Below are 13,368 nucleotides of genomic sequence, written 5' to 3'. Positions count from 1 at the left end.
CCTTATGCTTTTATTTACCAATATCTAGTAGGGAATGTCCCATTATGCGTTTTGCATTACCAATTAATGTTTGAGTACCTACTATTAATATTAAATCTGCTTTCAATACGTCCTTAGCATATTTTAATGAATCGTTTAAATATGGAAATTCTAAACTATTTGCATTTAATGATTTCGCGTACTTCAAGGCATCCTCAGGAAATATCAGATGGCTAACATCGGGCTTCGTCAGAATCATCTGATTAGAAACATCATTCAGCACATTTATAACACCTCTATAATCCTTATCTTTTGGAACCCCAATTATAGAAGCTATTCGGCAATCACTTCCTATAACCTTTATAACATTCTTCAAATAATTTGCTGAAAATTCGTTAATAGCACCATCTACAATTACAGTTGGATTATGACTAACAATTTCACTTCTTCCTGGCCATTGGATACTACTAAAGCATTTGTTAACTATAGATTGATCAATTTTCCCACCTACGAAATCTTCACAAAACTGTATGGCTACTGCGGCATTTATTGCTTGGAATTCACCAAGTAAAGGAATACTTAAATTAGAGTATTTATCCCTCTTTGTATTTACTTCAAAACTTGTTCCTTTTTCTGTCATTTCAATATTATTTGCCAAGAAATCTTCTTTATAGTATCTGTTTTTAGTATTTTTTAAGAGATGACTGTTTTGAATTTGAGCCATTACTTCATTTTCTTGCCTACTTATATATACAGATTTGGTATTCTTCTTAATTATCCCCAGTTTATGTATAACTATTTCATTAATAGAAGATCCTAAGCTGTTAGTATGCTCTTTCATTATAGGGGTAATTACAGCCCAATCGTTTTCGAGAACATTTGTATCATCATATAATCCGCCACGGCCAATTTCAATAACATTTATATCCGTTTTATTTTCTTTAAAATAAGTTACTGCAGTTGATAAAGCAATACCAACTGGCCCTTGATATTGATCTGAATTCAAGTCTTTTTCTATTTTAGAAACTTGCGGTTCTATTAAATTACTTATTCTAACAAAATCCTTCTCTGAAATAGCTTTTCCATTTATTCGTATCCTCTCATTAAAATTGACAAGGTGCGGTGAAGTAAAAAGCCCCACTTTGTAACCCAAATGAGCTAATAGTGAAGAAATAAATCGTGAAGTAGAACCTTTCCCTTTACTACCTGTAACTAAAATGTATTTCTGACCTCTATCAGGAGAACCAATTAAGTCTAGTAACTTTCTCGTTAATTCAGGTTTCTTCACTTTTTCATCTAATGATTCTGATATGTTATTAATTGCACGTAAATAAGATTGATATATTAAGTCTTCCGCTTCTTTTTGTGTTCTAATCTCCACCATAATCCCACCTTTAATTACTTTATTTTAGCCCTTTCCTCAGAAACTGCAGAGTAAATGATAATCGGAACAAACACTGTGATGATAGAGACTAACATATAGAAAGACATGTCAAAACTAACGAACAATTGCAAAATAGTGAATAATAAAGCGAGAACGGGAAGAACCAATTTGTTTACATGTTTAAATAATAGAAATTTCATACTCCTTCTTACTTTGACCACAGTCCCTATATTTGGTATATCTAATTCCTTCCTATACGCAGCAGGAATACCAATATACAAATGACTGTCAATAAACTCATCTTCAATTTTAAATATTTGTTTCACATGTCTCGTGTCAATATCTAATACTGGAAGAACTACTTTTTTATCTTTATAGGAAACAACTAACTTATCTGTTTCCTCAATCCCCATCACTTTTCTTGTATTAGGATGTAATCTTGCTAAGTTATGCGTTTCATCAAATGGATACAAGTAGCTTATCCTTATGCTTAGCTCTCTATACCCCACTAAAAAAAACCCAATATTATGTAATATTATTCTTGGTATTTTTTTAATGAAAGTAAAACACACGAATACTTTCGCAAGAATATTAGTTCTATTTTCTGTTTTATTTGAAGTAATAATGAGCTTATGATTTTTTTCTCCTGGGGGAACTCCGAGTAATAATAAGGTATATCTATTAATATAAATTGTTTTTGGCTTAGCGTTTGGGTAACTTTTGATTTTTATATTAATTCTAAACCCATTTTTAGGGTTGATTATCTCCACATCATTAGAATATTTATCTACTAAGTCAGTACAAGCATATACAAAAGAATTGCTTATATTTTCAACCTTAGGTATTCCTCTATTAAAACTTTCGAATTGTGGTTTAATAATGTTTATATTGGTAATAGTTCCCCCTAATAATTCTTTACTCCTTTTTGAAATTTTTGCATTTCCTTGTGGAATTTCTCCACTTGATGTTAGTAGACATTTTACTTCCTTACCATTATTTGCAATAACATTCACATATATAAAGGTAACTAATCCTTGTGATGAAATATCATTGGGGTTGAGACATACCTCTGATCTTGGAGTATAAATAGAATCTTCCAAAACAAAAAAAGAATTATTTTCCATTACTCACTCTCCAACGCTTTTATCACTTCATATAATGACAAAAATAAATTAATAAAGCTCTCATTATTAGATGGATCACGAAAATACCGATTTATTTCTATTTGGACACTTTGAAGTGATAATATTTTTGATGCGTAATGTGTAACAGTTCCTGGAAAAGAAGCCGAAAAAGTGTGGTTTTTGTAAATTGCTCCTATATTCCTACTATGAAAAGCTTCCATAATGATATTTGTATAATCGTTTCTGAGTGATTCCCCATACATCGTCCCAACATCTATGTTAAAGTTTCTTTTCTCGGATGACCCATGGAGATCAATAACAAACATTATTTTATTTTTTTCCGCTATCTCTTTAATAGCTCTCTTATAATTACCACCTTTTATATAGTTTGGATCTTCATTCGAAATCCTAGTTGAATAAATACAAAAACAATTAGTCATTAAGTGTAGTACTTTTGCTAGAGCACCGGTATACATATCGGCAATCTTTATTTTATCTTCTCTAGTATGATTTACAGCATGAGGAGCTGATACTAATATCGGAATAGATCCATGCAATACTTCAAAAGGAGCTTTTGAAATCTGCATACCATTATACCTGTTTATAGAAAATTGCTTTTCGAATATTTTAGTTAATTCTAAAATTTCCTTTTGTTGTTCCCTATTCATAACTAATCCCCTTTGGGAATATATTTCTTTATAATAAAATATATTATCACAAAGGTATACCCAACTAAAGTGAACGATAACATTAAACTTTCCATAGATGCCAGTTAGAAGGAAGGAGTTTTAAATAACTCACAGCAATCGATGTATCTAATTTCAATGGCTAATATAATACACAATGGAGATATTGGCTCTTCGAGATGCATTAAGTGGCTATATCATCAGCACTTGGTGCTTAAACGTCCGCACAAGTCGCTCTTTCCTAATGCTAGTAATTAAGCCACTATCCTTTAGATAGTGGTTCAATTACAGCAAAAGTGGATTACTTTCTTGTCCTTATCGAATCAAAAAGCTGGTAGAGGTGTGGCTAAACTCATAGCATATCCTTTTGATTGGGACGAGGTACCTGTCACCATGGCTCTCTTATTTTTATTTTCTACTATAAAGTTTATATACCATTCTATTTTACTAACCTTCACTCCATCTACATTAATACTTTTGTAAGGTTTAAGTTCAGTAAATGTATATTTTGATTGACTATCGATAATAATCACTAGTAAATATAAAATAGTAAGTCCACCACATATATGTGGAAGTTTTGTTGCTAAATAAGATATATTTATATTTATTTATATTTATATTCATATACATAACAGGTACATTATAATATGACAAAAAGCCATATTTAACAAAAAAGCGGCTGAAAATATACCTATTGAAAAAATTGGAATCAGCAACCCAGTATACTTTTTGATATAGATAGAACCACCATTGGCTTCATACCATGTGATCTAAAATAAAATTTATACATTGAAAATTATTATTAAATTTTGTACATAAAAAGCTATAGACCTCTTACAATTGCAGACCACCAATCCTTAATATTTTCAACTCACATTTTGTTGATTTGTAAAAATAAATCTATTTATAAGCCAATTCCTTCTCCCCAACATTCTTCAAATACGCCATCACTTCACCCTGAAGATCTTCTCTCTTCAAAGCAAAATCCACAGTCGCCTTAATAAACCCAAACTTATCCCCAACATCATACCGATCACCCGTGAATTCATGAGCCAACACAGCATGCGACTCATTCAACACCTTAACCGCATCTGTTAACTGTACTTCGCCACCAGCACCAGTTGGCAATGTCTCAAGAATCTCAAAAATTTCTGGAGTAAGTACATAACGCCCTAAGATTGCATAGTTTGAAGGAGCGTCTTCAACTGCAGGCTTTTCAACCAGTGTTTCAACCGGAAGCGTTCCTTCTTCCATCTCACTACCTTTAGGTGCAATCACACCATACTTTGACACATCCTGCTCGGCTACTTGTTGAACTCCAACAACGGAACTTCTATAGCGATCAAACACATCCATCAATTGTTTAATACATGGTGTTTCAGAACGAACAATATCATCACCTAATAACACTGCAAATTGCTCATCACCGATAAAACGGCTAGCACACCCAATCGCATGTCCCAAACCTTTTGGTTCTTTTTGACGAATGTAATGAATGTTTGCAAGGTTAGAGATCCCCTTTACTTCTTCAAGCATCTTATCTTTCTGCTTCTTTGTTAGTGTCTCTTCTAATTCATAAGACTTATCAAAGTGATCCTCAATCGCTCGTTTTCCACGACCGCTTACAATGATAATATCTTCAATTCCTGCAGCTACTGCTTCTTCCACAATATACTGAATCGTTGGCTTGTCTACGATTGGAAGCATTTCTTTTGGCTGTGTTTTTGTAGCTGGTAAAAATCTAGTTCCTAGACCTGCAGCAGGATAATTGCCTTTTTCACTTTCATATATAAGCCCTCCAATTTTTCTTTTAAAGAATTAAACATATGTAATGATCACTTTGTCAATCTCATATAAAAACTCGAATAAATATAAACCAAACTATATAAAACCTTTTCCTCAAAATATTCCCAACTACACATAAGAAATTCCCTTATGTAGCAGTTACCACTATTCCTATCAGCTGCCTACTTAAGGGGATTAATAAAGTGTTCCAAATTGTAAGTCATTTATGAAGATATGCTCAGGAACTATGAACTTGCTTCATTTGTAAATATACTTGTAATAATACATCGTATTCAAAAGAGTTAATAACTTCGCAATGTGCTATTTTGTTCAAACTATGTAAATTCTCCTCAATGAAGTTGACCCTAAATGGTCAAATTGCTTCTTGAATTATTTCTTGTAAATTCTGTATTTTATTAAATATTAAGTAATTCATTTGCCTTTCTCAGAGAAAATTCTAATAAGAGTAAACCAAAAGATACTAATGCAACTCCGTCACCACTATTTGATAAATATGAATTATAGGAAGTAATACCTGTAAACCAACCGAATTTTGCAGCAAGGGGGAGAATGATTATAATAGCAATAACTACCCAAATATATGCTCCTACTTTAAGTCGACGAAAGATTCGAGATAAAATTGGATAAAATGCCATTGAAAAAGGAATCCAAAATGCTAGATGCTTTAAAATAAATATTGGCTGATAATTAGTAGTGACCCAAAGAAATACGCCTAGTTTATACGTAGCACATAATATCAATATCGCAGAACCTAATTCAAAAAGCACAACAACCCATGAACAACACCCCTTTATACATTTTGGAGCCTTCCATTGGAAAAATCCAACTATAAATATTACAGAAACAAATAACGCTACACCATAAATTATAAAATCAGACTTTATTACATCAAGATCTATAAGAGGCATTTTAAAAGCCATTATTAATTTTGTCAGTCCCATACCTAGCAAGTTAAACGAAACCAACAACGTAATAAAGTAGAACCAATAAAAGTTTTTATTTTTTTGCTCAATCTCTTTAAACCTAAAAGCTTTCCTAATAGGACGAAAAATGAATTCAAATAAACCCTCATTGAAATTTCTTTTAATCCACTCTTTCATGCAATAATCTCACCTACCATAACTTTGAAATAAATTTATATTTAATTAACAGTCATCTCTATATGCTGTGGGGTATTTATCCTTATTTAGTAATTGTCAGATTGTTAGAACCTCTATCTTATTCTACCAAAATTTTCTGTATACCTTTTATTTATAAATCTTTTTATTTATGTCCCTTGGTTCCTGGCAGTACTCAAGAATAGCAGTCACTTGTGACCCTCTAAGAAATGCTTCGTGTTTTTCTCTTAACTTCACTAACCGCTGCGCTTCACAAAGTTCCTGAAAAAGTAGAATACCCCTCGTCAGTCGTACATTTTAATCCAAAGCGCGAATGATACACAATGCTACTGTATATTATAATAGAAAAGTGCAGAGGTTTGTCACCCTTAATACATACTCTTTATTTTCTTTTAGATAATGCATTTGTACAGATGATTTAACTTCGTTCGTATAAATTGTTTATTGCAAAATAGAAGTTTAGACCTTTGCAACAGAAAAATGCAGTGTTCTGCACTTATTTTAATAAGGGCATTCCAAAGTTATTACCATATGTGGGGGAGGGTGATTACAGCCAAGAGATTTTACCACCCTCGCCATCTTTTTTACCACAGTTCGCCAAGGAATTTACCAGGCAACGCCAACACATTTACCAATGGATAAGAAAGCCCTACAGATTAACAATTTAGGAATCTGGAGGGCTTTTATTGTTGATTAATTACTTAGTGGGAAAGGAATCTAGCTTTAGAAACCCATCCAATATTAGTATTCTACAATTTTCTTAATCTCATTCGGAGTCAATGTGATTTATAGTTACCTGCCTAATCCATGACGCTCACGCATAGAAACCTCTCCGTCCAGTAGAATTTGATAGGAGTCATGAATAATGCGATCTAAAATTGCTTCCGCAATGGTTTCATTTCCTAATTTTAAATGCCATCCACTAGGATCAATCTGTGAACAAAAAATAGTGGAACCAACCTTATGACGAGCTTCTGTAATTTCCAAAAGAATGGCTGCTTCATCCGTTGTTAAATCTGTCAAAAGCCATTCATCTAGGATAAGGAGGTCTACTTTCGTATATTTTTTTATGCTCTTCCGATAGCTTCCGTCTGCAGCTAATTTCGCGAGTGAGAGTTCATCCAGTAATTCTGGTAAACGAATATATTTAACGTTGAAAAACTGGCGACAAGCAGATACTCCAAAGGCAGAAGCCATGAATGACTTTCCTGAACCTGTAGGACCTTTTAATATAATGTTGTGACTATCGAGGATATAGGTACAACTAGCCAACTTCAAAATCAACTCTTTGTTTAATCTTCGATCCTCATGATATTCCAGGTCTTCAATACATGCATTGGAGTTAAGAAAAGTTGCTGTTTTGATTAATCGTTGAAGCTTATTGCTCTTTCGACGGGCATGTTCTAAATCGACAAGTAAACTAAATCGATCTTCAAAAGTCATTTTCTGAAACTCTTTATTTGCTGCTTGTTCCTTATAGGCTTCCGCCATCCCACTTAGTTTCATTTCGATTAATTTCGTTAATGTTTGTTCATTCATCATTTATCCGTTCCCCCATAGTAAGAAGCTCCACGTGTAAAGCCATAATTGTTTTTGTTGATTTCTGTTTTCCGTTTCAATTCTTGCTCTGCGTCATTCTTTTTGTTTGTCTTCAGTAGCGTTTGAATACTTTTGACCGTTGGTCTTTTAGTCATTGAAAGCACCATTTTACAAGCGCGTTCAATCTCATATTTGGTGTAACGACGTTCAAACTTTTTCAAAGAGAATATGGACTGTAGAGCTAGCTTTTCTGTCTGTGAAGTATCTAGTAGATAACGAATCACACTTAATGTTGATTCTCCGATATTTTCTGCCCATTCAATCGCAGCTTCTGGGGTTTGATCAACGAATAACTTGTGATTATCTGGCATATGGTCATGAATAGTGGTAGTCTGTCCAAATTTCCCATATAATCGTTTATGAGAGGCAATTCTCATATGGTTAAAAAATACTTCTACGAGGTTATCTGACACTCTCACCTCGACTTCACGATTGATATATTCGTATGGTACGGAATAAAACATGCTATCAAAAGAAACGTGATAGTCAGGGGCTACAGTTGTCTTTTTCCATTCAGAAATTTTATAAGGTGCGATCGGAAGGGGAGAAAGCGCAAATTTCTCCTCTTCTTTAAATGCAGACAAACGAGACCCTTTTTTTCGAGTAAAGGGTCTTTCATTAAATTCATCCAATTTTCCTCTAACTTCTTCGTTCAATTCATCAATTGTGAAGCAATGCGTATTTCTTAATGCTGCAATAATCCAGGTAGAGATAACGCCAACTGAACCTTCTACACTAGCTTTATCTTTCGGAGTACGTACCCTGGCTGGCATGACGACAGTGTTGTAGTAGTCCGCCATTTCTTTGTAGGCAGGATTTAATATCAGTTCACGTGTCGTATGTTTCGTAACGCTCGTTTTTAGGTTATCTGGAACGACAATTTGAGTCGTGCCACCGAAGTATTTATAAGCATTATTATGAAGTGTAATCCATGAATGCGAATCCATAGATAAGCTTGTGTAAACGCTAAACTAGAGTTAACAGTTTTCATCAGATAAGATTAAACAGGTTTCCACAAATAAGAATCAACAGTTACTGGTCAATCTAGTAACACTTTCAATATACTTAAAGCAGTTTATTGAAGGTGAGGACACAGGAGTGGAAAGATATATGGTTTATCACGAGATTCATCAATTGAAAAAAGAAGGTTTCACTAATAGTGCAATTTCTAGGAAGTTAGGGGTATCAAGAAACACAGTCATCGAGTATTTAGGATTGTCAGTAGACGAGTTTATGGCATTCGTTCATTCCTTACAGACTAGAGAAAAGAAACTTGATCCCTATCGGGATCACATTCTAACCTGGTTAAATGAACACAATGATTTGAGTAGTGCACAAATTCATGATTGGCTTCAGGAGAAACTAAACGTTAAGCATGTTTCAGAGGGCACCGTGAGGAATTATGTAAAGGAAATTAGAGAGCTTTATCACATTCCTAAGCAGGTATCTACCAGAACATTTGGAGCGATACCAGAGCTGCCGATGGGCAAACAAATGCAAGCGGACTTTGGAGAAATGAGAGTTCCTAGTACAAATGGGGATTCAGTAAAGCTCTACTTTGTAGGCTTTGTGCTTTCACACTCTAGATTCAAATACGTTGAATGGTTGAACCGTCCTTTTCGAACAGAAGACCTAATACATATGCAAGAAAATGCTTTTCAGCATTTTGGGGGCATAACAGAAGAGATTGTTTATGATCAGGATCGTTTACTAGCTGTTAGTGAAAATGCAGGAGATATCATCTTCACAGCTGCTTTTACAAAGTATCACCAAACAAGAAAATTCAAAGTATACCTCTGTAGGAAAGCCGATCCCCAATCAAAAGGAAAAGTAGAGCAGTTAGTTAAATACGTAAAACATAACTTTGCCAAGAATCGTACATTTGATAATCTTTTAGACTGGCAATCTTCTTGTATGAAATGGCTTGAAAGAACCGGAAATTATAAAAAACATCATAATACGAAAAAAAGACCAGTTGAAGTGCACGCCCTGGAAAAGCCGCATCTTCAAAAGGTCTCTGGTACCTACATTTTCAAAAATGTATCTACAGATATTATAACAAGAAAGGTACACAAGGACAATGTCATTCGTTATGAGGGAAACCGTTATAGCGTACCGTTAGGTACTTTCAGAAATGACCATCATAACCATGTGTATCTACAAGTTGAAGCACCCTATTTAATCATTCGAAAAGAAAGAAACGGTCAATTGATTGCGAAGCATACGATCTCTTCTGAAAAAGGATTAGTCATTACGAGTCCTGAACATCGTGAACGCAATCGAACAAAACGTGATCTTCTCATTCAACAACTATATCAGAATCTACCTAACGAGGATCTGGTTACATGGCTAGTAAAGGAATTACAAGAACAGTATCCACGACATCTAACAGATCAATTAAAGGTTGTATTAGATATCTCCAAGCGTTATCCAGACTCAATCGAAGAAGCCATCATAAAGATGAAAAAACTACAGATGAAAAGTTCTCATGAGCTCAGGGACATTGCGGTATCACTTGAAGTTGAAAAGAAGAAACAAGTTAAACTTATAGGGAGCGAAAATGAAAAGTATAAAAGTTTAGCTGCGCCTGAACGACATGAAGACATCTATCTTCATGTCTTACAAGGGGGGCTTAAGTAATGAGTGAATTATACGAGTCATTACAAGAAAAGTGCAGAGCCTTACGACTCGCAGAAACGGCCAAAGAGCTGCCACGCTTTTTAAGAGAAACAGAGGCGAAAAGCTGGACTTACCATGAGCTTATCTATGAGATCCTGACATATGAAACCCAGTGTAGAGAACGTAAAAACAGTGAGAAATTGATGAAATGGGCTGAGTTTCCTGAATACCTCACATTTGATCAATTTCGCCTTGAAGAACAGTCAGCAATTGGTGAAAAACAGCTTAATGTACTAAAAGAATTATCCTGGATTGAGGAATGTTTCACACTGATTATGATGGGTCCTACAGGAGCTGGCAAAACACACCTCTCAACAGCACTCGGTATCCACGCCATTGAGCGTGGATACCAGGTATCGTTTGTATCAATGGAGCGATTAATTTATGTATTAAAGTCTAAAGAATATATCAGCAAATCAAAAACCAGATATAAGCGCATTATGAATTCAGAATTAATTATTATCGATGATGTCATGTATATGGCTTATGAGCCTCAGGATGCCCATTTATTCTTTCAATTTATCTACGAAATGTATGATAAAGCAGCGTTTATTCTTACATCAAATAAAGGGCCTAACGAATGGGGAAAGTTTTTAGGAGACACTACACTCACAACTGCGATATTAGATCGTTTACTTCACCGAAGTGAAATCCTGACATTTAGTGAAAAACAACACAGCATACGTATGAAATACCGAAAGGTATTGTTCGAAAGCCAAGGTGTTGATTCTTAATTATCGGAAACTGTTAGATCTTATTTACTGAAAACTGTTGATTTCTAGTTGACGGTTACAGCTTGCTTCTGCGTATGAAAATTGACTGCACGGCAGTGTCGCAACGAACATATAGGCTTTCACCTTTTCTCCAGTATCTCTATCAATGATGAAAGCTGTTGAACCCGCCCAATCGACTTCCATGATTTCGCCTGGTTTTCTTCGAATGCGCAAAGTAGCTTTGTACTTATCTGCATAATTACTGTAGTGACGCAAAAAGCTTCGATAAGAGTATGGGATTTTTTGATTGGCTCTACATTCGGCTTCATATTCATGGTGAAGAAGTGAAAGCGTCACATTGGGCTTTGCCAATTCCTCGTGAATATAGTCAAAACTCAACGGGTGTCGACCCGAAGCCTCCATTGTCTTCTCAGAAAAAAGAAACTCCTCAATCCATTTACCCGTCATTTCTTCCTCTAACGGACAGACTAACCCCTTCTTTTCGGCAAGGCCGATGATCTGTGTTACTTTTTGACGAGAATGCCCAGTGCTTGAAGCAATGCCTCTAAGGCTGATGCCCTCATCATGTAATTCCAATATCTTTCGATAATGAATCATACAAAAATACCTCCTGAATAATAATGACACACCTGAAGGTGTGCTCACTAATTATACAGAAGGCATAGTGGTAAACAGCTTGGCATTTGCTGGTACATTTCTTGTCACTAGGTGGTAAATAGAATGTCATTGGTGGTATATTTCACTGGCCGTAATCAGAGGAATGGGGTTTAGGGGAATTTGCCCCTCGCGCCACCTTCTTAGTGATTATTTTCTTCCCTTTGTTTCATAAATTGTCTAAAGCGATATGATTCTCCATTAAGCTGGAGTATATGAGTTTCCGAATCAATTAAACCAATGATTTATTTTCATAGAAAAATCACCCGGAAACCATCATAATAGTTTCCGGGTGATTATTGAGTTATACGTAATCCATCTAATCTTTTATTCGCTATTACTATCTTTCTTGTTTTTAATCTCTACTAAACAAATCTCTTGTATAGACCTTATCCTTAACTTCAAGTAAATCATCAGATAGCCTATTCGCTATAATGATATCGGCTTCTTTTTTGAATTTTTCGAAATCATTGATAACTCTAGAATTATAAAATTCATCATCACTAAACGCAGGTTCGTAAACTACAACTTCAATTCCTTTTGCTTTAATACGCTTCATAACACCTTGTATTGCTGACTGTCTAAAATTATCAGAGTCCATCTTCATTGTAAGACGATAGATTCCTACAACTTCTGGCTTTCGTTTTATAATCATATCAGCAACATGATCTTTTCTTGTTCTGTTGGCATCAACTATTGCAGCCATAATATTATTTGGAACATCTTCATAATTAGCTAATAATTGCTTTGTATCTTTAGGTAGACAATATCCACCATATCCGAAAGATGGATTATTGTAATGAGTGCCTATTCTAGGGTCTAAACCCACACCATCAATTATTTGTTTAGTATCTAGTCCTCTAACCTCTGCATAAGAATCTAACTCATTAAAGAACGCAACTCTCATTGCTAAATATGTATTTGCAAATAGTTTAATAGCTTCAGCTTCTGTTGAATTCGTATACAAAACTTCAATATTCTCTTTTGTAGCACCTTCTACTAATAGGTTTGCAAAAACTTCTGCTCTTTCAGAGCGTTCACCCACAACAATTCTTGAAGGATTTAAATTATCGAATAAAGCTTTACCTTCTCTTAAAAACTCAGGTGAAAATATGATATTTTCTGTTTCAAATTTCTCTCTCACTGCCTCTGTATAACCAACAGGTACTGTAGATTTTATGACCATAACCGCATCCGGATTAATAGATAATACATTAGCAATCACAGCTTCAACAGTTCTTGTGTTAAAATAGTTTTTTTCTGGATCATAATTGGTAGGCGTAGAAATGATAACATATTCAGCATCTTTAAATGCTTTATAATGGTCTGTAGTTGCAGTTAATTTTAGTTCTCTTGTCGCGAGGTATTCTTCAATATCATCATCTATTATAGGTGATTTTTTTTTATTAATCATATCCACTTTTTCTTGAAGAATATCTAATGCTATGACTTCGTTATTTTGTGATAGTAATATCGCGTTTGATAATCCAACATAGCCTGTCCCTGCAATTGTTATTTTCATGTATACTTAACACTCCCAATGATATAACCAATACTTTAATAAGCCTTAAATAGAACAACTACCTTCTATCCATTTTGTCTTTT

The 13,368-nt window shown here is 34.5% G+C and carries 10 protein-coding genes and 1 pseudogene; 2 read left to right on the top strand and 9 right to left on the bottom strand.

The annotated features are described in order from the left end of the window. Nucleotides 1–10: 10 nt before the first annotated feature. From LCL91_RS08895 to LCL91_RS08865, 7 genes and pseudogenes are all read right to left on the bottom strand, one after another. Nucleotides 11–1,360, bottom strand: coding sequence for a bifunctional folylpolyglutamate synthase/dihydrofolate synthase (locus tag LCL91_RS08895; RefSeq protein ID WP_224881787.1), 1,350 nt, complete (start codon nucleotides 1,358–1,360; stop codon nucleotides 11–13). 17 nt (nucleotides 1,361–1,377) lie between these two features. Continuing rightward, nucleotides 1,378–2,487 (bottom strand): hypothetical protein, encoded by a 1,110-nt coding sequence (locus LCL91_RS08890; RefSeq protein ID WP_224881786.1) that lies wholly within the window; start codon nucleotides 2,485–2,487, stop codon nucleotides 1,378–1,380. Further along, complete coding sequence (locus LCL91_RS08885; protein WP_224881785.1) at nucleotides 2,487–3,155, bottom strand: hypothetical protein; 669 nt, start codon at nucleotides 3,153–3,155, stop codon at nucleotides 2,487–2,489. Before LCL91_RS08885 ends, LCL91_RS08890 begins: the two co-directional genes overlap by 1 nt. A gap of 918 nt (nucleotides 3,156–4,073) precedes the next feature. Continuing rightward, nucleotides 4,074–4,960: pseudogene (gene galU / locus LCL91_RS08880) on the bottom strand (UTP--glucose-1-phosphate uridylyltransferase GalU). Nucleotides 4,961–5,374: 414 nt separating this feature from the next. Then, nucleotides 5,375–6,079, bottom strand: coding sequence for a hypothetical protein (locus LCL91_RS08875; protein ID WP_224881784.1), 705 nt, complete (start codon nucleotides 6,077–6,079; stop codon nucleotides 5,375–5,377). 810 nt (nucleotides 6,080–6,889) lie between these two features. Beyond that, nucleotides 6,890–7,639: an IS21-like element helper ATPase IstB gene (istB, locus tag LCL91_RS08870; RefSeq protein ID WP_224881783.1), complete on the bottom strand. Its 750-nt coding sequence runs from the start codon at nucleotides 7,637–7,639 to the stop codon at nucleotides 6,890–6,892. Further along, nucleotides 7,636–8,643 (bottom strand): Mu transposase domain-containing protein, encoded by a 1,008-nt coding sequence (locus tag LCL91_RS08865; RefSeq protein WP_224881782.1) that lies wholly within the window; start codon nucleotides 8,641–8,643, stop codon nucleotides 7,636–7,638. Before LCL91_RS08865 ends, istB (LCL91_RS08870) begins: the two co-directional genes overlap by 4 nt. 163 nt (nucleotides 8,644–8,806) lie before the next feature. Here LCL91_RS08865 and istA point away from each other — a divergent pair, with 163 nt between their 5' ends. After that, nucleotides 8,807–10,336, top strand: coding sequence for an IS21 family transposase (gene istA / locus LCL91_RS08860; protein ID WP_224881780.1), 1,530 nt, complete (start codon nucleotides 8,807–8,809; stop codon nucleotides 10,334–10,336). Then, a complete protein-coding gene (gene istB / locus LCL91_RS08855) occupies nucleotides 10,336–11,109 on the top strand; it encodes an IS21-like element helper ATPase IstB (protein WP_224881778.1) in 774 nt (257 codons plus the stop codon). Before istA ends, istB (LCL91_RS08855) begins: the two co-directional genes overlap by 1 nt. A gap of 24 nt (nucleotides 11,110–11,133) precedes the next feature. On the opposite strand, the gene LCL91_RS08850 is transcribed toward istB (LCL91_RS08855), so the two are convergent. Both LCL91_RS08850 and LCL91_RS08845 read right to left on the bottom strand, forming a co-directional pair. After that, the gene (locus tag LCL91_RS08850) at nucleotides 11,134–11,706 is read right to left on the bottom strand and encodes a transposase (protein ID WP_224881775.1); all 573 of its coding nucleotides are present in this window, start codon (nucleotides 11,704–11,706) and stop codon (nucleotides 11,134–11,136) included. A gap of 412 nt (nucleotides 11,707–12,118) precedes the next feature. Continuing rightward, a complete protein-coding gene (locus tag LCL91_RS08845; RefSeq protein WP_224881773.1) occupies nucleotides 12,119–13,285 on the bottom strand; it encodes a nucleotide sugar dehydrogenase in 1,167 nt (388 codons plus the stop codon). Nucleotides 13,286–13,368: the final 83 nt, after the last annotated feature.

Origin of the sequence: Guptibacillus hwajinpoensis, from assembly GCF_020171785.1 — a bacterium.
Classification (GTDB): Bacteria; Bacillota; Bacilli; order Bacillales; family Guptibacillaceae; genus Guptibacillus; species Guptibacillus sedimenti.
The sequence above is the reverse complement of the archived record's forward strand: the minus strand, read 5'-3'. Positions and strand labels throughout refer to the sequence as shown.